The organism is Allomuricauda sp. XS_ASV26, assembly GCF_041224615.1.
Lineage (GTDB): Bacteria > Bacteroidota > Bacteroidia > Flavobacteriales > Flavobacteriaceae > Flagellimonas > Flagellimonas alginolytica.
Genome location: NZ_JBGFGK010000030.1, coordinates 430,598 through 453,712 on the forward strand (window position 1 = coordinate 430,598; position 23,115 = coordinate 453,712).

Below are 23,115 nucleotides of genomic sequence, written 5' to 3' on the forward strand. Positions count from 1 at the left end.
GGTCAACCTATTTCCAATCAAAATTTGAGCTAGCTGCAAGATGTCCCCAATTTTGGCTTACGTTTTTTACCCGGCAGGCATTGTTTTCAATCCATTCCAATACCTTATGATACTGAAGTTGGTTGAGGACAAGAATGTATTCATTTAAATACTTCGCGTGGCATCTATCAATTTCAGAAGTAATTCTTTCAAAGGCCTCTACCTTTTGAAATTGCGCAATAATCTGTTCTGATCTATAAAAGAAGTCATCTACTTCTTCTTGGTTCTGAATAATTGTTAGAGTTGTATCTAAGTTTATTAAAAATAGTTTCTGAATGAATTATCAGTTTTTAAAGCTCTATTTTTTAATTACGCTTCATACTGGGAAAAACATTCTCCTTTATCAGTATTGCTTCCACATTCAATTCACCATTTTCCGTCATAACAATCAGTTTCAAAACCAAAACAAACCAAAATCATATCACTTCAGAAGGAAAATCGGTGTTGTTTAAAACAAGCCTTAGAGATGATTTTTTAATCAATTTGAAGAATTAATCAATGCCTCCAGTATTATTCAATAAAAAACTCCCCTTAAAAAGGGGAGCCTTCATCAAAAAAACAACAACCTATTTAACCGCATTTATTGTCGTATAATTTTTCCGCTGTACCGCTTGCTATTGGTAACATCTCCAACTTGATACAAGTATATTCCCTTTGGCAGATGACCCAGCTCCAAGCGTATGGTATTCTCGTTTCCTGTTGGAGCGTGGGTATCTGCATAAAGTACCTGTCCACTTAAATTCACGACATGTACATACACTTTACTGGTTTTTTCCGGTAACGATATATCCGTGTATTCCACAAAAGGGTTCGGGTAATTTTTAAGCTCCAGCTCAGTATTTGGATCCAAAATGCTGATCAGATCGTCGCCAAGATCCAAACTATTGGTTTCGTCAGTGGTAGGGTCTTCTTGTTCATTTTCAGGTTCTTGCTGAATTTCTCCATCAACCGTTAAGGCCATTTGATCCACTTCCAGTTCAAACGATGTATAATTTTGATAGTCCCCCTGCACAGAAATTACAATGGTTCGCAGTTGTCCAAAGTCCATATTTTTTCCTTCGTGGTTTACAAAGTCTGAAAACGATAAACTGTATTGCGTTTTTTCGGCATTGGCATCCAAGCTATAGCGAAGACGCTCGCTCCACTCGCTCGTGGCATCGGTAACCAAACTTATCTCTACGGGAGTCTGGTTTTTGATGTTGAAGTGCAGATACTGGTAATCATCGATTGGCAATTGTAGGTCACCGGCCAAAATATTACGGAATACGTTAATGGTCTCCTTAACTTCTCCCTTGGCCACTACTCCCCTTTCCACAATATGTCCATCTAAATCCCATTCTTGGTGTTCAACCACTTCAAAAACTTCAACACTATCGGATTGTGTATTGTAATCCACACCCCATGGGCCATCAGCCAAGTAAATTGCATCGTGTTGATAAGAGTTTTCGGCTATAATGGAAAGTCCCATATCAAACAAGTGTCCAGACTCTACTGTAATCTCCTGTTCCCATTCACCGTTTAAGTCGATGATGGTATTTAAATTCTGAAGGTTTTCTTGTTCGGTGGTCTTATAATTTCCATCCAGCAATAACCAGGTAGCCTTGCTTTTGTTGATGATATTCAGGTGCAATTTTCCGTTTTTGTAATATCCATTCTGAATGAATACAGTAGGCAATACATTTTCCCCATCATTGGATTTCAATGTAGATTCCTGGCCCAAATTGGCAAGAATCTCGTTTACAACAGTGCTCACCTGTCCCATACTATTTCCCCAGACTTGAAAGTTCATATAATCCCCGGCAGGGTACTCGGCCAAGTTCCAACGGCTGTAAACTGTGCGATCCGCTCCGTCCTCTTTCACCGAAAATACCACAGCATACTCCACATTGCCATTAGCTCGTTCCAACTCGGAATAGATCAATTTATGTCCTTGTAGCTCGATGGTCCTTAAATCCTTCAGTTTGGAATTGTTAAGACGATCACAGATTGTTTTTGTATGGTTGTACACCTCTCCTTTGGTGTTCAGTGCCAGAGCGGCAGAAACCCTATCCGTTCCTTGGTAATAATCGATTCCGAATACTTCATCTGCATTGGTAATGGCCAAAAGGTCCTCAGGGCTTGAAACATAAGAAGTTTCTGTGCCAAACATTCCAGTGCTTGGAAAATAACCATCCAAATTACCCGATTTGGCCATTAAGGACTTGTAGGTCTTCTTGTCGTACTTGTTTTGCAAGGCACGCTTGTTCTTAAAAGTATTGGCCTTGTTTCGGTCAAAATTTCTTTTTGCGATCAAGCTGGCCAAGTCTCCATTACTTTCCAATCCGCCATCATTTCCGGAGGTAACAGGTGCGTGGTCCGTAATTTTATTATAATTGGTGGTTTTTATGGCCTCATACGGATTGGCTGTGATGTAAAAAAGAGCATCGTTAAAATCGTTGTCACAACTTGCATAATCCCGTCTAATGTCCTCAAAACCCAAAATAATTCGCTCGTTATCTGGATCGTTCAACAATACATTGTGATGTCTGAGAAATTCAAGAGCTTCTGGATTATAGTCGGGATTAGAGAACAACTGCCATAGTCCTGGAGTTACCTGCCCTTTCCAACCATTGGCCAACAATACCCAACCAATGCCCGTACCGGCACTAAATCTTCCAATTTTTACCTTATGTCCAGTTTCCAAGCTTCCACCACTATATTTTGCGGAGACATTTGGAAAAATAATGGTAATATCTTCTTCTTTGGGAGCAGTCAATTGAGGTTGATCTACATCATAAGTATAAAAGCCAAGAACGTTTTTATATCCTGCACCCTCTCCCACAAAGGTTACCCATACATCGGCATCTTTATCCAAAATAATATCGGTATCGTACCCGGAAGTTATATACTGCGGATTATAGTTGGGTACTGGAAATCCTTCGGGAAGGGCATTGCTGATCATATCCAAGGTTTCTTGGGAAACATTATCCTTTCCATCAAAATAAAGGGGGGTTCCATCTGATGTATAATCTCCCAAATACTTATAACCATATTGTTGGGCAGTTGCCCATCCAAAGGTTAACAATGTTGCCAAAAGAAGTATAAATTGCTTCATGATCGTAGGTTTAAGAATATGATACAAAATTGATGATTTCCAAGCCTTTAATCATGGCTCCCTCGGTGAATGAAAACTTTCTGTAGACGGATGGTTACCAGTAAGGGACAAGCAAAAAAAAACACCCAAATGGGCGTTTTATAGTTTATCCGATCGATTGCTCTTACTAAATCAATCCAAAATAATGGACTGTACCAGCTACGACAGCATACAATACTCCAAACTGTAATGATAGTAATGCTTTACGAATATGTGTAAATACTAATCGATTTTTCATAATTATGAAGATTTGGTTTGTACTCCTACAAAGCTATATTACATTAAGTCGGTAATTACTTGTGGAGCGCTGAAAACCAAAAAACTGTAGGTAGGTTTAAAAAAAGTGTGGATAATTGCCTACAACAGGTTCAACCTACGCATTAATTCCGGTCGGTTAGACCTACTTATGGGAATCACACTTTTTTCAATAAGTACGCTATTGTCCTCAATATCCACAATTTTATTAAAGTTGATCACATAGGATCTATGGATTTGCAAGAACTTGTCCTCTGGCAGTTTTTCCAGTATTTTTTTTAAGGTGGTGTGCACCAAATAATCCTTTGACTCAGTTTTAATATTGATGTAGTCCCCTTTGGCCTCGATCAACAGAATCTCCGCGAATTTCAGTTTTATGAGTCTCCGGTCTATATTAATATATAAATCTTCGCCCAAGCCATTTTCTTGCTCGTTCGCAGTCGATGCAGTTGAAGATGGGGCGCTTGAACTATTTTTTACTTTTTGAATACATTTTTGAAAACGTTCTTGGGTTATGGGTTTTACCAAGTAATCCACAATGGCCTCGTACTCGTAAGATGCAATGGCAAATTCGGTATCCGAGGTGGTCATCACAATTTTTGGAGGATTTTTTAGGGTCTGGATAAAATCAATTCCCGTGAAGCCCGGCATGTGAATGTCCAAAAAAACCAGGTCCACTTTAAATTGGTTCAAGAATTTGATGGCCTCGATGGCATTATCAAACTCTTCCATAACATTAATTTCAGGAACCTTTGAGCATAATTGTGACACAATTGCCCTTGCTGCTGCTTCGTCATCAATTATTATACAATTCATTTTAAATAGTTTTTAGGTAGTGCTCCACATCTTTTAAAATCGACAAGAATTCATCTTTAAACGATTGTTCGCCATCTCGCAGTTCCTTCTCGTGCTTTACGGCCAAAGTGTAGGCATTGTGTAAACCTAGAACGTTTAATTTATGCTTTATCTTGTGCACATGCTCGGAAGCTTCGCGAAAAAGTGCATTTTTTATGGTATCCAGGTATTCCTCTTGTTCCGTTGGAAATTCCTCCTTTAATATACCGATAAATTTTTGACGAAAGACCATATCTCCTTCGGCAAGGTTGTCCACGTACTCTAGATTTGGGATTTCTCTCATAGGTTTTGTTTTTTTAGGGTAAAATGAAATGTAGTTCCCATATTCTCAATACTGTCCACCCAAATATTCCCTTCATAAAGGGATACTATCTTTTTTACCAGAGCCAAACCAATGCCCGTTGCCATGGCATCGTCCTCCAATTTATGGAACATATCAAAAATATCCGATTGATGCTTTTCCGGTATTCCCTTTCCATTGTCCGCAATGGCAAAATACCAATGGTCGCCTTCGTCCTTAAAATCGACCCGGATAGTTCCTTGTTTCTTGCCTTCGGTAGCCTTAACGGCGTTGGTCATTAAATTCATGAAAAGCTGTTCGATCTTGTAGCGATCGTAATACAGCTGGGGCAGCTGCCCAGGAACCTTAAACTGTACATTTTTGGGTACAAAAATACTTTGTTGAATACCGGCAAGCACTTCGCCCAATTCAAAAATATCGTTGGAAGCGTTCTTATCCTGTAATGTGGCATGTTTTAGTATACCGGTGATGAGCTTGTCCATTTTCTCCAAGTTCCCAAGTGCCAAGGATAGATTTTGTTTGCTCTGATCGGACAGGGTATCTTTTTCGTCTTCCTCGATCCAGGTTATCAGCGCGCTAATGTTCCTAATGGGTGATTTTAGATCATGGGATACCACATGGGCATAACTGTTTAATGATTCATTCTGACTTGCCAAATTCTTGAGCAGTCTATCTTTCTCGGTAGTCATTTCTGATGCTCGCTGAGCCAATTCCCCGATTTGTCGGGCCAATTTTTCTGCATCAAAATCACTGTCCACAATGTTTTTTGGAACTTCTTGTTGTTTAAAGTTTGCCTGCAGGGCGGAAAGTGCGCTTTCAAGCGAGTTCAATACCTGTTTCTGTCGGGCAGCTTCCTTTTCCAGTTCTCTATTGGCATCGTACAACTCATCCGAACTTAGTGCTGTGGCCCTTTGTAGCATCCTCAGCTTTTCGTCGTAATTTTCGTAAGAGTTGGCAATGGCGTCCAAAAGCTGATCCAAATCACGATTGTCCGAGTAAGTTTCGGGCAGGTACTTTTTAAGCTGTCTTTTTAAAAGGCTGTGCATTACTCGCTGAATAAAGTCAAAGTCATGGTTTGGTTATGTAATTTACAGGTATTCTGACCTGCAAATGGTGCCATTTCCCCATAAGAATAAAAGCCGGATACCGCCACATTCTCGCCTATAACCTGGGTTACTTCCTCGATTTCTTCCTCGGTTCGTTGATCCATTACCAGTTTTCGTCCCACACAGCTGATCAATATGGCCAGTTGGGATTCGTTTTCACGTTCTTCCACAGCGAGTTTGGCCGCGGACCTTGCCCCATTGGCGATATCGTCCACCGTGGCCATCATTAATTGTACTTTGGAACCTTCGGGTACGTCCCCGGCCAATATCATGGCATTATGTTCTTCATCTATATTCAAAATGGTACGTACAATAGGTTCTTCATCATTGGTCTGTACGCTAAGTGGGTACAGAAGCGCCGACTTGGGAAGTTCGCTCGCCTTATCGCCCAAATATTTTTTATACAAATCCAAAGCTGGCTTGCCATCGAGCTCGAACAAAATGTTCTTTCGCGATTTTGTAATCAATCGTTCTGGTCCAAAGGGGGTCCATCCGCCAAAGTTGGCACAACTGATTTCCAAAGTATCACCATAGAACCCAATAGCCACAACCTCTCCTTGTTTAGGATGCTCATTATAGGATGACAGGGTGACCTCAAAGCGGTCATCATCCCCACAGAGTCCTCCGGAAAGACCAAAATTACCCTTACCTACATGTTCCAGTCCTGCGATAAGTTCACTACCGTTTACAGTGCTTCCTTCCGAAACCACAAACACATGTTTTAAGTTTTCGGTGGGAAATTCTGATGCCAGAACTTTGCCCAGATCGGCATCATCCTGATCAAATTCGGCCACATTCTTGCTTTTTACCAAAAAATGGCTTTTTTCGAACTCAACTGCGGTCAATGTTACTGTTCCGTCCAATACTTTCTCCCCCAAAATCTCTCCCGAGGTTGACCCAAACACCAAATGTCCATCGGGAAACAAGTTTCTTACTTCTTGGTACAGTTTTTCCTCTTGCAATAAGTACCTATTACCAAAAATGAGAACCAAAGGTTCTTTCAGCTCGGTTTTTTCCGAGATAAACTCAAAATTGGTATTAGATTGTTTTTTCGCTTGTAAGATCTTCATGGCGTTCGGTTTTAAGGGGTTGCTTTTCTATGGTAAAATGGAAATCGGTACCGATTCCTTCTTCGCTTTCTACCCAAACGGAACCGTTATATCTGTCGATGATTTTTTTAACTATGGATAGACCTATTCCTGTTGATTTTTTATCGGTTGAGGCAGACTGAAAAATATCGAATATTTTTTTGTGATATTTTTTCGGGATACCCACTCCGTTATCCTTGATGCGGAATTTCCAATGATCGGATTCTTCTTGAAACAGTACTTCTACCTTTCCTACTTTTTTATCGATATGGACGACCGAATTTGAAATAATGTTTTGGAACAATTGATGCATTTTGGTCCTATCTGCGATGATATTTGGTAAGGGAACAGGGGCGACTACCTTAACATTTTCTGGAATGTAAATGCTGTCCACAATACCAGAGATTACCTCGTTTAGGTCTATTTGTGTATTGTTCAATTCCGAAGTATTAGCGGTGGAATAGGCCAATATGCCACTGATCAGGTTTTCCATGGATTCTATCTTGTCCTGGATCATGCCCAAATATTCCCTGCCGGTTTCGCCCAAGGCTTCACTATAATCATTTTTCAACCAACTGGCCAAGGCTTCAATACTTCTTAGCGGCGATTTTAGGTCGTGGGAAACTACATAGGCATATTCTTTTAGGCTTTCATTGCTCTGCTCCAGTTTATCCAACAACTTTTCTTTTTCCAGTTGTAGATTTTTTTGTTCGGTTATATCCAAATGGATTCCGATAGAACCTATTACCTTGCCTTTTTCGTCATATCTTGGTGCGCCACTGATCAACCAATGGCGAAACTCATTATATTTATTGATAACTTCTACTTCATAAGAATCGGATTGGTTTTCGATTCTTTTGGCATTCTTTTCCGCAATAACGGACTTATCTTGAACTGAAAGTACGTCGCTGGCATTTTTCCCAATGAGTTCGTCTTCGGTAAATCCGCTCATATCGCAAAAACTCTGGTTTACCATTTGAATACGATCATTGGTATCCACTTCGACCAGCCCTAGATTCATATTTGCAATTATTCCACTGTATTTGTCCTTTTCGGCTTGGAGGTTTCGCTTAAAGGTCCTGTTCAACGTTACGTCCCTGTAACTCCATAGGTGGCCTTTGTAAACACCATCGCTAATTACGGGAATGTAATCGCGTTCCAAAATACGGCCATCCACCATTTCCAGTTCATCGGCAAGTACCGGCTCCCGATTTTCGAGAATCTCCGCTATCCTGGCCATAAATTGATCTGGGTTTTTAAATAGATCTTTAGTTTTTTCTGCAGCACAACCACAATCCATTCCTGTCATATCTTCAGGGTTTGCAGGAACACTGAACATTTCGCAGAATTTTTTATTAGTGAGGGCTATATTTCGGTTTTCGTCCTCCAAGAGTACCGCCATTTCCAAATTCTTGATCAATGTGGACAGCCTGTTCTCGGATTCCTTTAATTGTTTCCGTTGGTTTGCCAGTAGATTTTCAATATCTTTTTCTTGGGTGATATCACGCAAAATTCCTTGGGCGGCAATGGGATTTCGATTACGGTCGTAGATTATACTTGCATTTATCTGTACAAATTTCTCTTCGCCATTGGGGAGTATGATCTTGGATCTATAATTTTTTAGCACACCCGTATCCAAAAGAGTTTGAACGGATTCTGCTGTATATTGCGCAAAATCGGGGTGTACATAGCTGGATAGATTGATTTTAGGGCTGTCTTTGTCGAACTGAAGAAAATCCTTTGCAGATTCGTTGCTTCGGACCACGTTGAATCCAAGGTCCATAACCACGTAAGAATCAATGATACTCAAAAATCCGGCATCTACCTCGTCGGTTTTTTCGTCCAATAGATTCTCCAGCCGCGCATTGGCTCTTTTAAGATGCTCTGCGGTATCGTAAAGTTCCTTGGATTTTTCCTCGAGTATCCTCTCGGCCTGTGCCCTTGCTCTTTTTTGGCGCTCCAACGCCCTTTTTAAAATTGCTATCTCATCCTTGGCCATCCTGTACAACATCAAATTTGACTTCGGTTCCGTCCTCTTTTAAAAGTTCGTAGGTAACTTTGGAGGTGGTATTAAAATGTTCAAAACATTTTTCTATTAATCCGTGAGCCAATCGATATAGTCCCCTAGAGGAAACATATACCATGGAAATTGATGTATCCGTTTTATCCAAGATGTTAAAAGTGGGCAGTTCGGCGTCGGGATAGAGTTTTTGAACATGCACATGAATATGATCTTCAATGGAATAAAGCAATCCGATGGGAGAGGTATAACTTTTTATTACTTCGGGATGCGCCTTTACCAAACTTCCGAACAAATAATGGCCAAAGGCATACAATAGGTCGTCTATGGACATATTGGTCTTTTGGCTCAAACTTTGTAGAAGGGCCACCATTTCGTTAAAATCGTAGGTTCCAACAGAGGTATAAATGCCGTCCGAGGGCAAGTCGGCCGCTTCGATAATGTCATCCACGGTCTCCAACCCAAACTGGTCTTCCACCATTTCCAAAAATTCGGTAAATACTATTCCTTTCATAATCTGGCTTATTCGTTTCAAAAGTAGGAAAACATTTACCCAATGAGTAAGTTTTGTTGTGAAATGCCGTTTTTAACTAGGCTTTGACCAGTTCGTTGATGTTCCAATACTCCAGAACGTTTCGTATTTTGGTTTCATAATCCTCGTATTTGAGGGGTTTTATAATATAACCTGCAATACCTATTTTGTAACATTCCAATAGATCGTCCCGGTTTTCGGATGTGGTAAGCACTATTGTGGGCAAGTATTTTATTTTTTTATGTTCTTTTAATATGCCCAAGAATTCGATTCCGTTCATTCGGGGCATGTTCAGATCCAGTAAAATAATATCCGGCAAGGATTTGCCAGACTCCAAATATTCCAACGCTTCTTCACCGTTTTTAGCTTCGATCAAGGTATGCTTGGTTTCCAATTTGGAAAGGGTTCGCTGAAACTTCATGGTTTCGATAGCGTCGTCCTCAATGAATAAGATGTGCATTGTTATGGAATTTAAGTGATGGTCAAAATAAGTCAATTATCCTGAGATTTGATCTTCAAGAGCGATTAAACACTCATTTACTGTAGACGAATGGTAAATATGTGTCGACGAATGTAATTGGAAATCCCACCAATTTTGGTGTTCCATCAAATTTGAATAGGTCGGCAATCCCTGTACACATTGGGATGAAAGTCCTTGATCGATTAATTTTTGTTATCAAATGCATTACAACGATCAATATATGTAATACAGAATAATTTTGTAGATTTATATATGTATCCCCCTACAAATAGTGTTTTAATTTATCAAATCGGAACTTTTCTTTATGTGGAGTAGAATTTTGAAGGTTATTGCGGCACTGTACATCCCCTTATTGATTTTCTCGCTTGTTTGGTCGCATTGGGCAAAACAAAATTTGATTGATAATTTGGTGGCGATACAGCAAAAGGATATCGGTAAAAAGAACTATCAAATATTAGATCAATGTGAAGTCCTTATAGATATTACCTCCTACTGGGCCAATGTGTCCATACCCGTCGGTTCTTTGGACAGCAATAAGGTGGACACCAAATTTATCGAAGAATACATAAGGATTATGCAAGGTTACGATCCTTACGACCAACTACGATTTTTAGATTTACATGGGAACGAGATTTTACGTTACGAACGGATTGACAAATACACCCTGAAACCCAAGCCATTGCAACGCAAGGTAGATCGTGATTATTTTCAAAAAGGTCTGTCGCTTAAAAAAGGACAGATCTATATTTCTTCCATAGACCTTAATAGAGAATATGGCATTCTAGAATTACCCCATAAGCCTGTTATTCGTGGGGTAACCCCAATTTTTGATACCAATCAAGAACAAGTAGGATTGGCGGTCATCAATTTTAACATGACCAAGGTTTTTAATTTGATCAACACAAGACTATCCGAAGACAACTTTTATTTGATCGATGGTCAAAAAAATGTTCTCACAACCAATGCTTCCAAGAGTATTCTTCCCCATCAAGCCAAAATGAGCAAGGTGGATTCCATAATCAGGAAAAAAATCGAGTTAAAAAGCCTAATTTTTAAAACAGATACCGTATTTGTAGAAAACGGAAGCCTTTGGTTATATAAAAATGTGAATATCGGTTTTGAAAAAGATGTTGGCATGAACCGTTATGAGCAAGCTTCCAACATTGTAACGGATAACGACTGGGCCATCATCCAGGAGGTCCCGGAATCTTATATAGATGCCAGACAATCTGTTGTCAATAAGAATTTGGTACTTATGAACATTTTAACGGCCATAGTTGCATTTTTTGTCGCATGGTACTATGTACAACTACAAAAAGAACGGTTGGATTTTATCGTCCAACTGGAAGAAAAGAACAATGCATTGGCCAAGGGCAAGGTGCAACTTGAGGCAACCAACTTATTGCTCAAAAAAGTAAACAACAAATTGTGGTTGCGCAACCAGCAATTGGAAGAGTTCAACTATGTGGTGGCACATAATCTTAAATCACCGGTGAGCAGTATGTCCATTGTGGTGGATTTATTAAGTAAATCCAAAGATCAAAAATCTTTTGACGAATTTTTTCCAAAACTTAGATCCATTTCCGAGAGCATTAAAACCCTTACCGAAGATGTACACACCTACGTTTCCATATTGAGTAATAAAAAGCTTAAAATTGAGAACGTAAACTTGTTGTTGTTGCTCAAGGATGTTGAAAACGATTTTGTTGAAACCCTTTTGGACCGCGAGGCCAGCAACTTTAAGACCATATATAAACTGGACGCCTGGCACTCTCTTAAATGCTCCAAGTTTTACATGAAGAGTATTTTTCAGAATTTGTTGTCCAATGCCATTAAATACAGAAAACCTAATGCCGAATCCCATTTTATTGTAGAATCAGTATGGGAGAACAACCAAAAGGTTCTGTATGTTCGGGATAACGGGCTCGGTATAAATATGGACCGCCATCGAGATAGTATGTTCAAGCTTTATAAAAGGTTCCACCGTAATGTTTCTGGCAAAGGTATGGGCCTATTTATAGTAAAATCGCAATTGGAGGCCATGAACGCCACAATCGAAATAGAGAGTGAAGAAGGTGTTGGTACAACGTTTAAAATAAAATTTAGCTAATATGAAAAAGTCGAGTATTTTATTGGTAGATGATGACGAGATTTATTTGTTCGTCACAAAAAAACTATTGAACAGCTTGTCTGATGATCTGATCGTAAACAGCTTTACGGATGGTGAACAGGCGCTGGAATATGTGCATTTATGTTTAAGTGAAAACGTCAACTTGCCAGAAGTTATCCTTTTGGATATCAATATGCCTTATTTGGATGGTTGGGGTTTTCTATCGGAATTCAAGAAAATAAAGCCAAAACTGGAAGACCAAAAAGTAAAGATATTCATGGTTACTTCCTCCAACAGTGAAGACGATATTAAAAAAGCCAAAGAGTTTGAAGAGATTACTGGCTATGTTGTAAAGCCCATTTACGAAGACAAATTAAAAGATATATTGACCGAGGTGTTCAATACCTCTTTGGAGTAACATAAACAATACCGCCCTTTTTATTTTATAATATTTAAATATTAAAAATACCAGACCATTAACCCGAATATAGTCATCTTTGGTTGGTTAGGCTTATTTTTGCGGTATGTCCAAAGTATTGATATTATTCGCACACCCAAAGTTCGAGGCTTCCAAGGCCAACAAGGCCCTTGTAGATCAAGTCAAGGATATTCCAGGAGTAACCTTCAACGATCTGTACGAAAACTATCCAGATTTTCTGATCGATGTGGAAAAGGAAAAAGAAATTTTGAACAACCACGACATCATTATTTGGCACCATCCGTTTTATTGGTACAGTTGCCCACCCTTGCTCAAGCAATGGATAGACCTCGTACTGGAGTTCAATTGGGCCTATGGTCCAAAAGGAAACGCCCTGCAGGGCAAAAAATGTCTGAATGCCATTACCACAGGAGGCACTCAGGAAGTCTATTGCGCTCAAGGATCCAACATGTACACGGTCAATGAGTTTTTACGCCCTTTTGAACAGACCGCCAGACTTTGTAGCATGGAATACTTGCCCCCGTTCGCGGTTATGGGAACCCATTACCTATCGGAAAGCGATTTAAACACATATGCCAGCCAATATGCCGATCTGGTCAGGTCTTTATTGAACGATTCACTTTTGGAGAATAAAAAAGACAGCTCCTTACTAAACAACATCCCTAAACCAAAAAATCTGAATTCCTTATGACCGGAAGTATACTTTTTCAAGCCATTGTGTTTCTTGCCGGAGCGGTTATTTGCGTGCCTATCGCCAAGCGACTTGGCCTAAGTTCGGTTTTGGGATATTTATTGGCCGGGGTTCTTATTGGCCCATTTCTTTTGGGATTTGTTGGTGAAGAAGGTGACGACATCCTTCATTTTGCCGAGTTCGGTGTGGTAATGATGCTTTTTTTGATCGGCCTAGAAATAGAACCCAAAAACTTTTGGAAGATGCGAAAGACCATTTTGGGCTTGGGCGGATTACAAGTTTTGGCTACCACTGCGCTATCATATCTGTTTTTTACCTGGGTAGGTTACGAATGGAAAGTGGCCCTGACCGTTTCCATGGCCGTTGCACTATCATCCACGGCCATTACTTTGCAGACCCTAAAAGAAAAGGGACTGTTCCAAACCACTTACGGAACATCCTCCTTTTCCATCCTTCTCTTTCAGGATATCATCGTCATCTTTATGTTGGGTGTCCTTCCATTATTGTCCAATAATGCCAGCGGAGCTGCCACGGACACTCATTCCGGCAGTGCCAATTTATTGGAGAATTTGCCATTGGGACTACAGACCCTCGCCATTATCCTTTCGGTGGCAATGATCGTTGTTGCCGGTAGGTATTTGATTGTTCCCCTTTTGCGTAAAGTGGCCACTGCAAGGGTAAGGGAGTTATTGACCGCCTCTGCCCTTTTGATCGTAACGGGCATATCCTTTTTAATGGAATTTGTAGGTCTTAGCCCGGCACTAGGCGCTTTTTTGGGCGGAGTGGTCTTGGCGACCAGTGAGTTTAAACACGAACTCGAAAGCACTCTGGAACCCTTTAAGGATTTGTTATTGGGATTATTTTTTATGGCCGTAGGTGCTTCCATAAACTTTATGGTAATCCAAGAAAACCCAGGAACCGTCGGCGGGTTCTTATTGGCCATTATAGTTTTAAAAGCCTTGGTCCTTTTTATAGTAGGTGCAGTCTTTAAGTTAAAATTGGATCAACGATTGTTATTGACCGTTGGGCTTGCACAAATTGGTGAATTTGCCTTTGTTTTGCTCTCGTTTGCCTTCCAATTGGATATTTTAAGTAAAGAAATGATGGATATAATGCTGGTTATTACAGCATTGACCATGACACTCACCCCTATTTTGAGCATGGTAAACGAACGTTTGGTCCTTCCAAAAGTGGGCACCAAGGAATCCGAGAAACGACCAATTGACCATATCGCCAAAAACAGTAAGATCATTTTGGTCGGTTTTGGACATTTTGGCAGTACCATTGGAAGGTTTTTAAGAGCACATGGCGTTGAGGCCACTATTTTGGATTCCGATTCGAACAGGGTGGATTTTTTAAGAAGAATGGGGTTTGAGGTCTATTATGGAGACGCAACACGCATCGACCTATTGGAATCTGCCGGAATAGGACAAGCCGATATGTTGATAAGTGCCATAGACAACCCGGATACCACGTTAAAACTGGTAGAACTTGTAAAGCACAAACACCCAAATGTACAATTGATCGTTAGGGCCAAAAACCGTTACGATGCCTTTAAATTATTGAACCTTGGGGTAGAAAATATATATCGTGAATCCTTGGATACCTCGGTAAAGATGGCCAGCGATGTTCTAAGTCAATTAGGTTTTAGAAAACATACTTTGCACAGGCAGGCCCAGAATTTCATCAAAATGGATGTAGAACTGCTAAAGCGCCAGTCACAATTGCCCAAAATCGATAAAGATTATATTTTCCAAGCCAGAGAATCCATGGCGCAACAGGAAAAAGTCTTGGAGGACGACCTCAAAAGAGGGATTATGGGCAACGACGGACATTGGGACACTGAACAAATGCGGATATCCTACAGCACCAATAAAGAGCAATAACAAGTAAAAGCCCAAACTTTTTAAATAAAAGTTTGGGCTTTTGTATTGTTTGTGCAATGGAAAAACTTAAAAACGAACCAATACATTGGCAGAAACGGTAATGTTTTGGTCCTGTGCACTGGTAACGGTCATAATTGCCGTAAAATTATCTTGGGATCCCAAAACATTCAACAACGTAACTTGCCCGGAATTATTAAGTTCCAAAATAGAACTTGCCGTATTTTGCCCGTTTATTTTATAATCACTAAAAGTCACAACATAATCGCTTGCTAAATCAGTATTGGCGATTCTAACCCCATCCAAAAACACGGACGGCGTAAACGCAACATCACCTGGACTACTGCTGGATGAAACAAATACGGATATATCATTTAAGGTAAGTTCTCCCAAATCGTTTAAAGTAATTGTAACGGGAACACTATTGGTGGTACCCCTTTGATCCGTAGCTTTTAAGGTAGCAGTGATTGTTGGATTGGTTTCATAATCAAATGCCGATGCATCATTAACCTGTAAAAATCCCTGCCCTGTAACACCTAATGCCCCGGGCACGGATTCATTGGCAAGCGAATAGCTTAAGGTGCCATGTACGCCCTCCCTGTAGTCAACGATGTATTGCGAAAAAATACCTAAAGTATTGCCATTGGGCAGGTTTTCGTTCACGGTAATGTTCCCTTGAGAAGTAACATTAAAGCCCCATTGCGGCTCTTGTATATTGTTTAGGTGAACAACAATGAAAATGTCTTGTGAGTTGCCCTGATTATCCGTAATAGTAACCGTAGCTGCCTTGTCACCTGTTTCATAATCCATTAAATAACCATAGTTTACAATTACATCTCCGTTAGTATCTATCACCAATAAATCTGGTGTAATTTGTGAAATGGAATAGCTCAGTACAATGTTGGAGTCGGTCAATGCGGGAGCAATATTGCCGATCACTGTACCACTATTGGGGTGTTCGTCTATAGTAAAGGCTGTGTTTTCTGCCGTCCAACTGGTCTCTGCCACATCTATCAAAGAAATGGTGATCACATTTTCTTGAGTTCTCCCGTTGGCATCTGTAACCGTAAACTTGGCCGTAATGGTAGGGTTAGTCTCAAAATCAAAAAGACTGGCATCGTTTACCAGTAAAGCCTTTCCATCCATGCGCAAAGCATTGGCCGGACTTTGTTCGCTTAAAGTTACCGTGACTTCCCCATCCAACTCAGGATTATAGTTTGATATGGCCACGATCAATAATTGCTCGTTGTTTTCCGGGTTTTCGTACATACCTACCTCAATTGGCCCAATGCTCCATGTCGCCTCATGGACATCGTTTAAGATAAGGGTTACGTTCAAATCCTTGGATTCATCCCCGACCGTCACCGTTACAACTGCGGTAAATTCTGGGTTGGTTTCAAAATCCAAGATAGTTTTATTGTTTAGGATCAGGTTGTTCCCTTCAATGGCAAAGGCCCCATCAACAGATTGCGATTTGATCGAGAATACCGGTTCAACGCCTTCCGCGCCCTCCACAGTAATGTAGTCGGCCAACGATGCCAACGAAAGTTCCAAAGATTCACCGTCTTCAATTTGGGTTACTTCATCCATGGTTATGGTAACATCTTGTGCAGTAATTTCAACAGTCGCCTCGGGTATCGGGTTATCGGTATCCTCGGCATCATCGGAACAAGAAAAAAATAATGATCCTACTGCCAACGTGTAGATAAATGTAAGATTGGTGTGCTTCATTTTTAATTTGATTTAATTAAGGTTTAAAGCCCAAAACTAGAATGGCCCCATCGGCAATCAGTGTTATTTTTTTTGAATGGATGGATTTTTTTTCTGAATGATATCGTCAATTATTGCTTAGAAGAAAAAATGGTGGTTTAAGAAAGTTTCGTAGAAATAAGTACTGTTTTGAACCCTACTTTGTGGTAAAAATAAACCTACAACAATATGAAAAGAATTTATGTGCTGTTGCTTACAGGGATGGTATTCGGAGTTCAATCCACTGAGGCCCAGTTTATGAAAAAGCTGAAGAAAGCTGCCAAAAAGGAACTCAACAAGACTTTGGACGGAAAGGAAGAGGAGGAAGCCAAAACAGCTGCGCCCGCAAAACCAGTGAGCGGTATTTCCAACCAAAACACACCGGAAACAACCAATGCCGATGAACCTGCTTCCCATACCGAAGAACAGGAAGAAATGGTCAACCTCTATGAGATTACGGAGCCATACGTGTTTATGCACAACAGAAACAAGGTAAAGGCCTGGCCACTTTATAAAAAAGATTATACCGATGAGAAAGGCTTATCCGGTACCTACTATTTATCTAGTGTAATGCTAGACCAAGTGGGTAGTCATTTTGCTGAATTCCCCCTGTTTGCCTATGGTGGTTTTTCCTTGGAATATGATCCAAAGGCCTACAATGGTACCATGCACTTGTCCGATGAGGCCAAGAACCATTTTGTAATCTTGGAAGAATATAAGGAGCTGGTTGATCGAGGTACCTTTATCATCGAATTTGCAAATTTTGCAGGACCCGAAGCCATGAAAATGAAGCGTGCCTACGCTATTGAAAAAGACGTACTTATAGTTGCGCCCCCCGTTGTACCTATCAAAGGGCAAAAATATGGCAACGAATGGATCGGCAACGACCAGTACTTGTTAATAGGAAGGGACTTAGCGCATCTTCAGGATTTGCTACAAACCCCAGAATACGTAAAAAAGCGTAGTGTTGAGGTTTTTGATATGCTGCAGATGCACTTGGAAGAGCAAAGTTTGGCCAATGCTCCCGCCCTACCGGCCAGAGGTATGAAAAATGCCAGCTTGGAGGCAGATGGCCTTCGTTTTATAAAGGAAAGAGCCGCTTACTACAAGTGGAAAGAACAGCCCGTTTATACCTATATACAATCCAATGACTGGAACATAATTACACATGCCCTTACCGGTGTTCCCTTGCGAAGAGAACTTAAATTGATTACCGTAATGAAAACGCCCGAAGGAAATTACAAGCGAGAAGGCTTTTTTATAGGTCAAAAATACAATGGCAGCAGCTATGGAAAAAGTTATATGCTTATGAACGATCAGCGCATTTACTATGTAAAAAAAGAAGAAGCCTTAAAATACAAGAGCTAAGCCCCACAATTATCGATTACAAAAAAGCGACCACTAACGGTCGCTTTTTTTATTACCAAAATGTTTCTTTCACCACACTTATGAACTCATCTTTTTTACTTTTGGATATAGGGATTCTTTTCTTGTTCTCCATAAGCAAAAAGTCACCGTCCTCACGGATTAGTTCCTCTACATATTTTAAGTTGATCAAATACGATCTGTGGCATTTAAAAAATAAGTTGTTGTCCGCCAATTGCTCCACAAAAAATTTAAGCGGCTTGCAAATGGTCTTATTGTTCTCCTTGTTCATATATACAGTGGTGTACATTCCATCCGCTTCAAAATAAAGAATATCGTTGTACGAAACAAAGAGGATGCCCTTGGGCACTTCCAGGGCTATTTTGTTAAGACTGATCATCTTTAAGGATGTACGTAAGTGCTCGATCTTGGAGTGTATTGCTTCACTATTGGCCAAAGCTTCCGCTTTTTCAACCGCAATTTTAAGTTCATCGGTATCGATCGGTTTTAAAAGATAGTCTATGGCGTTCAGCTTAAAGGCATCCACGGCATAAGAACTGTAGGCCGTGGTGAATATTATCTGAAAATCCACAGGTTCTGTAAAGTGCTCCAATAGTTCCAATCCCGAAGCTTTTGGCATCTCAATATCCAAAAACACCAGTTGCGGCCGTTCTTTTTTTATTAGTGCCACACCCTCTTCCAAATCCTTTGCCAAATCCAATTTTTGAATCTGTGGACAATTCTCCCGAATTAAATGGGACAGGAGGTTTCTTGCCTTTTCTTCGTCATCAATTACTATTGCGTTCATCATCCATTTTTTTGTAGCGGAATGTTAATAATCACCAAAGTACCTTGCTGGCCCAATACTTTTAAATCCATAACTTCCAGTTGTATTTTTTTTGATCTTTTTAAATTGTACAGTTCTACCCTTTCCATGTTGGCCCTGTTCGCAAATGGTTTGTGTTCGCGGCTTTTCTTTTGCTCTTCGGATGCTCTTATACCTATTCCATTGTCCTTTATGGTACAAACCAGATCGGTATGGGCATCATTTAGATCAAAGGTGATACTTAGCTTGTTTTGTTCGGCAGCCCTGCGCAATCCATGTTTAATGGCGTTTTCCACATAGGGTTGAATAAATATTGATGGAATTTTTGTCCCGTTCACATCCACTTCGGGTGCAACCTTTATGGAATAATCCAACTTTTCCTCAAAACGGATTTTTTCCAATTGCAAATAAAGTTTTAATGCTTCTAGTTCTTCGGCAAGCGTTACCTCATTTTTTTGCCCATGCTCCAAATAGATTCGTATCAATCTCGAAAACTTGACCAAATATGTTCGGGCCAAGTCTTTTTCGTTATTGATGATGTACAGCTGTATGGAATTTAAGGCATTGAACATAAAATGCGGATTCATCTGCGATCTTAGGTTTTCCAACTTTAGGTTGGTCAATCGTTTATCTTTGATCAAGCTTGCCAGCTCCTTTTGTTTTTCCTCTTCCTTGGTTCGTATTTTATGTTTAAAATATAGACCGACGGAAATAACGATCACCAAAAAACTAATTGCTAAAAACCACCAAGTCGACCAAAACGGACGGGCCATGGATACATCTACAGAAAGTGTTTCTCCTTTTAACCTTGAGGAAACCGGTCTAATATTAAATGTAAAATTACCAGGCGGAAGACTTTCGTAGGTAACAGGTGATGTATTTGTGGTAAGCCAAGTGGTATCCAGACCCTGCAATTGATATTCGTACAAAACAAATTCAGGACTTCTAAAGGTGTTGGTATGGAACCCAAAGCTAATCGCATTAAGATGGTGCGGCAATCTGTATGTACTCTGCACCGTTGTATCCCTATTATTTATTTTGATTTGGGTAAAGTACATGTCCGGCACCCGAGCTTGCTTAAAGCTGGTGTGTACATTTTTATCGAATATGAACAAGTCTTTTTGAGAAGCAGCGAAAACACGATCTTTGGTAATCTCTACATCCACCAGACTATTGGGCATACCATCGCGCCCTGTTATGCTTTTTATATCTCCCGTTTGGGTATCCACTACTTGAATTCCATGTTGGGTGTTGATCCATAACTTATATCCATCGCTCTCCAAATTCTGAATATTGGTGCCCAACAAGCCATCTTTTATGTTAAATGTCTTGATCACTTTTTTGTTCTTGATTCCGAGCAGCCCATGTTTTGGATTGGAACCCCAAACGGTACCATCCGCTGTTCGCGCTAAATTGGAAACATATATGGGTTGATCTCTATAATAAATAGAAGTAGGGTTCCAGAGACCATCGTAGTGCACGAGCTCATCTATATACGCAATGTAAGTTTCCTTGGTCAAAGTATCTGTAACTGCGGCATAGGGCCGTTTTTGCATAATCACGATAGAGTCGATTTCTTTACTCTTCGCGTTATTGTACAGAACCGATTTATTGTAGGTCAAGTATATGGACTCCCGTTCGTTGAGAAACACAAGGTCCTTGCTCACATCGTACTTTCTATTTTGGGGAATCAAACGTTTTGTTGCCAGATCTAAGCTATATGAGCCATCCCCGTTGGTACTCACTATTACCCTATTGGTAAAAGGATTAAAAAAGATTTTGTTGATGACACTTTTGCCCGGCAAACGTATTGAACCTACCACCTTCATGGTATTTAGGTCCATTAAAACAATTTCACCTTTGGTCGTGGACAGAATCAATTGGTCATTGGTGTTTACCACGGACGAAATACTGCCATCCAACCATTCCAAACTCAACTTCGCCAAAGCTATGTTCGGAACAAGAAAAACTCCATTCCTTAATGTGGTCAACCAATAATTGCTATCATTGTCCTTAGCAACGCTGGTTACAAAAAACTCCTCCAAAATGTGATTTTTAAGATGATAATCACCATTTTGGTAGGTATAGATCAATACTCCATGATCGGTAGCAAACCATATTTCATTTTCCAAATAGGTAACCTGAGCGATTCGTACCTTGCCAAGCTCTGTAAACCCTGAAAATTTATGCAACTGGTCCCTTTGTCCGAATATTTGAATCTGCAATTGTTGGTTTTCGATGGAACTGATAGCCAATTCTCCATGTATCTTTAAAAAGTATGGGTACCTAATACTTTTTTCAGATTTGGTTTTATGCAATAGTACCAATTCATTATCCGCCAATTGATATACTTCGCCTGTTCGTGCAATAAAGTATAGCTCCCCCTCCACTACTTGAGAGTGAATTACTTCCAAACTATATTTAAAAATGGTTTTTCCGGTCGATTTATCAAGTACTAAAAGTCCTTGGGAAGAACTAACCACGAGATTTTTGTCCACATGGTGCAATTGGGCCAGATTTCCTTTTAATTGGCTATTGAGGTCTATAAAAAGAGATAGTTGTTCACCTTTGGGGGCCCTTAAAATTTGCCCATGCAGGTTATTGCACCATATGGTGCCCTGTTGATCTTCCGAAAGATTAAAAACCGATCGCCCTTTTTGGTCAGGAATGGAGTGTTCCGTAAAAGCTTCTCCGTTGTAACTGAACAAACCTGTGTTTCCGGCAAGCCAAATCAGGTTGCTCCCATCTTTGATAATTGTATAACATTCCAAACATGGAACACCGTCCTTTTCCGTTAAATGTAGGGTAACGGGTTCTTGCGCAAAGCTGCAGTTTCCTTGGACAAAAAACAGAAATAACACAATACGTTTGAGGAGATATCTCATTACCGCAAACATATTATGTTTTAGGGAATATATTTTATGATTTTTGCTAAATACCCAATGTTTGTTGCTGAGCAACTTTGAATTTTATATAAAGGGGTTTCTTTACTGCGAATGAACAGGTTACGTTATTAAGTTAATTTACCAAAACGTCAAAACTCCCTGCCTATAATCAAATTTGAAAAATCAGCTTCATCTTTCTTATTTATATCGGTTATTTGAAGAAGGTTGTAGTGAGGAGTCAAAAATGTTTCCAACTGATTTACTGGAGCTTTGCTTGAAAAACTATTTTCTTTGGCTACCAGCAATTCATCATCATTTGTATAACAACCGCCCAAAATTAAGATAGCCACAAACAAAATAGTGTAGATATTTTTTGTTTTCATAGTACATATATATTCTTAGGTTTCATTTAAATATTTAAACCATCATTATAAAAACTTTTTCCACCAGAATTTACCTGTCATACAAAAGTCTACATTCCAACACCCGAATAACTCGAACGTTAAATGTAAACATTAAGCCTCAGCATTATTTACAAAGACTTGTTAAAACCCTTTACCGGGATGAAAAAAATACCAATAAGAAATGTACTTTAAAAATTCTAAGTGCCGTTCAGGTAATCCTGCAAAAAAATACGAACTTCATTAATACATGTTAAACCCGAATCTGGTCGAGGTTGCCGATATCCATTTAAAAGGAAGATTCGATTCTTGGCTGGCATAATTAAAAAATAATCGAATGACCGAAATTAGAGATTATATCGACCATATTTCCCCAATGAACGAAGGTGACTGGGATTTTTTCTCCTCAAAATTAAAGAAAGTACAATTTGACAAGAATTCCACAATATTGGAGTTGGGGAAAATAGAAAAGCATTTATCATTTATCTCCAAAGGGATAATCCGCCTTTATATTCCAACAGAGGAATCGGATGTAACTTTCGGTTTTTTATTCGAAAACGAATTTGTTACCGCTTACGATTCCTTTTTGACCCAAACTCCTTCCGAATACGAAATGGAAACGTTGACAGAGTCCGTTTTATGGCAGATTTCCCACAAAGACCTACAAGAGGTATATGATAAAACAGAAAACGGAAATATTATTGGAAGAAGAATGGCCGAAAATATGTTTTTGATAAAATCAAAAAGAGAACTCTCATTTCTAAGCAAATCCGCAGAGGAAAGATATCTGGACCTATTCATGGGAAGGCCTCGGTTATTACGTCAAATACCCCTAAAATATATTGCTTCCTACATTGGCGTTACGCCTCAGGCATTGAGCAGAATACGAAAACGCATTACTTAACTTGGGTTCATTTTTTTTACATCTGTGTTCCAGACCTTTGTGCTTTATTGAT

General features: G+C 39.8%; 18 protein-coding genes. 6 read left to right on the top strand and 12 right to left on the bottom strand.

All coding sequences use genetic code 11. From position 1 onward, the window contains the following. Positions 1-619: 619 nt before the first annotated feature. The 8 genes from AB9K32_RS07055 to AB9K32_RS07090 all read right to left on the bottom strand — a co-directional run bounded on the left by AB9K32_RS07055 (position 620) and on the right by AB9K32_RS07090 (position 9,789). A complete protein-coding gene (locus AB9K32_RS07055) occupies positions 620-3,133 on the bottom strand; it encodes a DUF4114 domain-containing protein (protein WP_338195810.1) in 2,514 nt (837 codons plus the stop codon). Between the two features lie 396 nt (positions 3,134-3,529). Then, positions 3,530-4,243 carry a LytTR family DNA-binding domain-containing protein gene (locus AB9K32_RS07060; RefSeq protein WP_252080055.1) on the bottom strand — a complete coding sequence of 238 codons (714 nt, stop codon included), beginning with the start codon at positions 4,241-4,243 and terminating at the stop codon, positions 3,530-3,532. Position 4,244: 1 nt separating this feature from the next. Further along, positions 4,245-4,565 carry an Hpt domain-containing protein gene (locus AB9K32_RS07065; protein ID WP_224836531.1) on the bottom strand — a complete coding sequence of 107 codons (321 nt, stop codon included), beginning with the start codon at positions 4,563-4,565 and terminating at the stop codon, positions 4,245-4,247. Beyond that, the gene (locus AB9K32_RS07070; RefSeq protein WP_369884773.1) at positions 4,562-5,629 is read right to left on the bottom strand and encodes an ATP-binding protein; all 1,068 of its coding nucleotides are present in this window, start codon (positions 5,627-5,629) and stop codon (positions 4,562-4,564) included. Before AB9K32_RS07070 ends, AB9K32_RS07065 begins: the two co-directional genes overlap by 4 nt. Further along, on the bottom strand, positions 5,629-6,759 hold the full coding sequence (locus tag AB9K32_RS07075) for an FIST signal transduction protein (RefSeq protein ID WP_224836529.1): 1,131 nt from the start codon (positions 6,757-6,759) through the stop codon (positions 5,629-5,631). Before AB9K32_RS07075 ends, AB9K32_RS07070 begins: the two co-directional genes overlap by 1 nt. Continuing rightward, positions 6,728-8,776 (bottom strand): PAS domain S-box protein, encoded by a 2,049-nt coding sequence (locus AB9K32_RS07080; protein ID WP_369884774.1) that lies wholly within the window; start codon positions 8,774-8,776, stop codon positions 6,728-6,730. The genes AB9K32_RS07075 and AB9K32_RS07080 overlap by 32 nt, the downstream gene beginning before the upstream one ends. Continuing rightward, the gene (locus AB9K32_RS07085; RefSeq protein WP_369884775.1) at positions 8,763-9,311 is read right to left on the bottom strand and encodes a heme NO-binding domain-containing protein; all 549 of its coding nucleotides are present in this window, start codon (positions 9,309-9,311) and stop codon (positions 8,763-8,765) included. The genes AB9K32_RS07080 and AB9K32_RS07085 overlap by 14 nt, the downstream gene beginning before the upstream one ends. Before the next feature lie 76 nt (positions 9,312-9,387). Then, positions 9,388-9,789 (bottom strand): response regulator, encoded by a 402-nt coding sequence (locus AB9K32_RS07090; RefSeq protein ID WP_224836526.1) that lies wholly within the window; start codon positions 9,787-9,789, stop codon positions 9,388-9,390. A gap of 325 nt (positions 9,790-10,114) precedes the next feature. Between AB9K32_RS07090 and AB9K32_RS07095 the strand changes: the two genes are divergently transcribed. The 4 genes from AB9K32_RS07095 to AB9K32_RS07110 all read left to right on the top strand — a co-directional run bounded on the left by AB9K32_RS07095 (position 10,115) and on the right by AB9K32_RS07110 (position 14,936). Beyond that, positions 10,115-11,920 (top strand): ATP-binding protein, encoded by a 1,806-nt coding sequence (locus AB9K32_RS07095; RefSeq protein ID WP_369884776.1) that lies wholly within the window; start codon positions 10,115-10,117, stop codon positions 11,918-11,920. 1 nt (position 11,921) lies between these two features. After that, a complete protein-coding gene (locus AB9K32_RS07100) occupies positions 11,922-12,338 on the top strand; it encodes a response regulator (RefSeq protein WP_224836524.1) in 417 nt (138 codons plus the stop codon). A 106-nt stretch (positions 12,339-12,444) separates the two neighbouring features. After that, positions 12,445-13,050 carry an NAD(P)H-dependent oxidoreductase gene (locus tag AB9K32_RS07105; protein ID WP_369884777.1) on the top strand — a complete coding sequence of 202 codons (606 nt, stop codon included), beginning with the start codon at positions 12,445-12,447 and terminating at the stop codon, positions 13,048-13,050. Next, positions 13,047-14,936, top strand: coding sequence for a monovalent cation:proton antiporter-2 (CPA2) family protein (locus AB9K32_RS07110; RefSeq protein WP_369884778.1), 1,890 nt, complete (start codon positions 13,047-13,049; stop codon positions 14,934-14,936). Before AB9K32_RS07105 ends, AB9K32_RS07110 begins: the two co-directional genes overlap by 4 nt. Before the next feature lie 66 nt (positions 14,937-15,002). Here AB9K32_RS07110 and AB9K32_RS07115 read toward each other — a convergent pair whose 3' ends face one another. Continuing rightward, the gene (locus AB9K32_RS07115; protein WP_369884779.1) at positions 15,003-16,664 is read right to left on the bottom strand and encodes a cadherin repeat domain-containing protein; all 1,662 of its coding nucleotides are present in this window, start codon (positions 16,662-16,664) and stop codon (positions 15,003-15,005) included. 207 nt (positions 16,665-16,871) lie between these two features. On the opposite strand from AB9K32_RS07115, the gene AB9K32_RS07120 reads away from it, so the two are divergent. Further along, positions 16,872-18,050: a hypothetical protein gene (locus AB9K32_RS07120; protein WP_369884780.1), complete on the top strand. Its 1,179-nt coding sequence runs from the start codon at positions 16,872-16,874 to the stop codon at positions 18,048-18,050. Positions 18,051-18,102: 52 nt separating this feature from the next. Here AB9K32_RS07120 and AB9K32_RS07125 read toward each other — a convergent pair whose 3' ends face one another. From AB9K32_RS07125 to AB9K32_RS07135, 3 genes are all read right to left on the bottom strand, one after another. Further along, a complete protein-coding gene (locus AB9K32_RS07125) occupies positions 18,103-18,855 on the bottom strand; it encodes a LytTR family DNA-binding domain-containing protein (protein ID WP_293299172.1) in 753 nt (250 codons plus the stop codon). Beyond that, positions 18,855-21,758, bottom strand: a complete 2,904-nt coding sequence (locus tag AB9K32_RS07130; protein ID WP_369884781.1) for a histidine kinase — start codon at positions 21,756-21,758, stop codon at positions 18,855-18,857. The genes AB9K32_RS07125 and AB9K32_RS07130 overlap by 1 nt, the downstream gene beginning before the upstream one ends. Positions 21,759-21,907: 149 nt before the next feature. Then, a complete protein-coding gene (locus tag AB9K32_RS07135; RefSeq protein WP_338195841.1) occupies positions 21,908-22,141 on the bottom strand; it encodes a hypothetical protein in 234 nt (77 codons plus the stop codon). A gap of 355 nt (positions 22,142-22,496) precedes the next feature. On the opposite strand from AB9K32_RS07135, the gene AB9K32_RS07140 reads away from it, so the two are divergent. Then, on the top strand, positions 22,497-23,063 hold the full coding sequence (locus tag AB9K32_RS07140; RefSeq protein ID WP_369884782.1) for a Crp/Fnr family transcriptional regulator: 567 nt from the start codon (positions 22,497-22,499) through the stop codon (positions 23,061-23,063). Positions 23,064-23,115 lie beyond the last annotated feature (52 nt).

What these genes read in the sequence shown, in the direction of transcription:
- AB9K32_RS07055 (WP_338195810.1), bottom strand. Translation starts at nt 3,133, where the DNA reads ATGAAGCAATTTATACTTCTTTTGGCAACATTGTTAACCTTTGGATGG.
- AB9K32_RS07060 (WP_252080055.1), bottom strand. Translation starts at nt 4,243, where the DNA reads ATGAATTGTATAATAATTGATGACGAAGCAGCAGCAAGGGCAATTGTG.
- AB9K32_RS07065 (WP_224836531.1), bottom strand. Translation starts at nt 4,565, where the DNA reads ATGAGAGAAATCCCAAATCTAGAGTACGTGGACAACCTTGCCGAAGGA.
- AB9K32_RS07070 (WP_369884773.1), bottom strand. Translation starts at nt 5,629, where the DNA reads ATGCACAGCCTTTTAAAAAGACAGCTTAAAAAGTACCTGCCCGAAACT.
- AB9K32_RS07075 (WP_224836529.1), bottom strand. Translation starts at nt 6,759, where the DNA reads ATGAAGATCTTACAAGCGAAAAAACAATCTAATACCAATTTTGAGTTT.
- AB9K32_RS07080 (WP_369884774.1), bottom strand. Translation starts at nt 8,776, where the DNA reads ATGGCCAAGGATGAGATAGCAATTTTAAAAAGGGCGTTGGAGCGCCAA.
- AB9K32_RS07085 (WP_369884775.1), bottom strand. Translation starts at nt 9,311, where the DNA reads ATGAAAGGAATAGTATTTACCGAATTTTTGGAAATGGTGGAAGACCAG.
- AB9K32_RS07090 (WP_224836526.1), bottom strand. Translation starts at nt 9,789, where the DNA reads ATGCACATCTTATTCATTGAGGACGACGCTATCGAAACCATGAAGTTT.
- AB9K32_RS07095 (WP_369884776.1), top strand. Translation starts at nt 10,115, where the DNA reads ATGTGGAGTAGAATTTTGAAGGTTATTGCGGCACTGTACATCCCCTTA.
- AB9K32_RS07100 (WP_224836524.1), top strand. Translation starts at nt 11,922, where the DNA reads ATGAAAAAGTCGAGTATTTTATTGGTAGATGATGACGAGATTTATTTG.
- AB9K32_RS07105 (WP_369884777.1), top strand. Translation starts at nt 12,445, where the DNA reads ATGTCCAAAGTATTGATATTATTCGCACACCCAAAGTTCGAGGCTTCC.
- AB9K32_RS07110 (WP_369884778.1), top strand. Translation starts at nt 13,047, where the DNA reads ATGACCGGAAGTATACTTTTTCAAGCCATTGTGTTTCTTGCCGGAGCG.
- AB9K32_RS07115 (WP_369884779.1), bottom strand. Translation starts at nt 16,664, where the DNA reads ATGAAGCACACCAATCTTACATTTATCTACACGTTGGCAGTAGGATCA.
- AB9K32_RS07120 (WP_369884780.1), top strand. Translation starts at nt 16,872, where the DNA reads ATGAAAAGAATTTATGTGCTGTTGCTTACAGGGATGGTATTCGGAGTT.
- AB9K32_RS07125 (WP_293299172.1), bottom strand. Translation starts at nt 18,855, where the DNA reads ATGAACGCAATAGTAATTGATGACGAAGAAAAGGCAAGAAACCTCCTG.
- AB9K32_RS07130 (WP_369884781.1), bottom strand. Translation starts at nt 21,758, where the DNA reads ATGAGATATCTCCTCAAACGTATTGTGTTATTTCTGTTTTTTGTCCAA.
- AB9K32_RS07135 (WP_338195841.1), bottom strand. Translation starts at nt 22,141, where the DNA reads ATGAAAACAAAAAATATCTACACTATTTTGTTTGTGGCTATCTTAATT.
- AB9K32_RS07140 (WP_369884782.1), top strand. Translation starts at nt 22,497, where the DNA reads ATGACCGAAATTAGAGATTATATCGACCATATTTCCCCAATGAACGAA.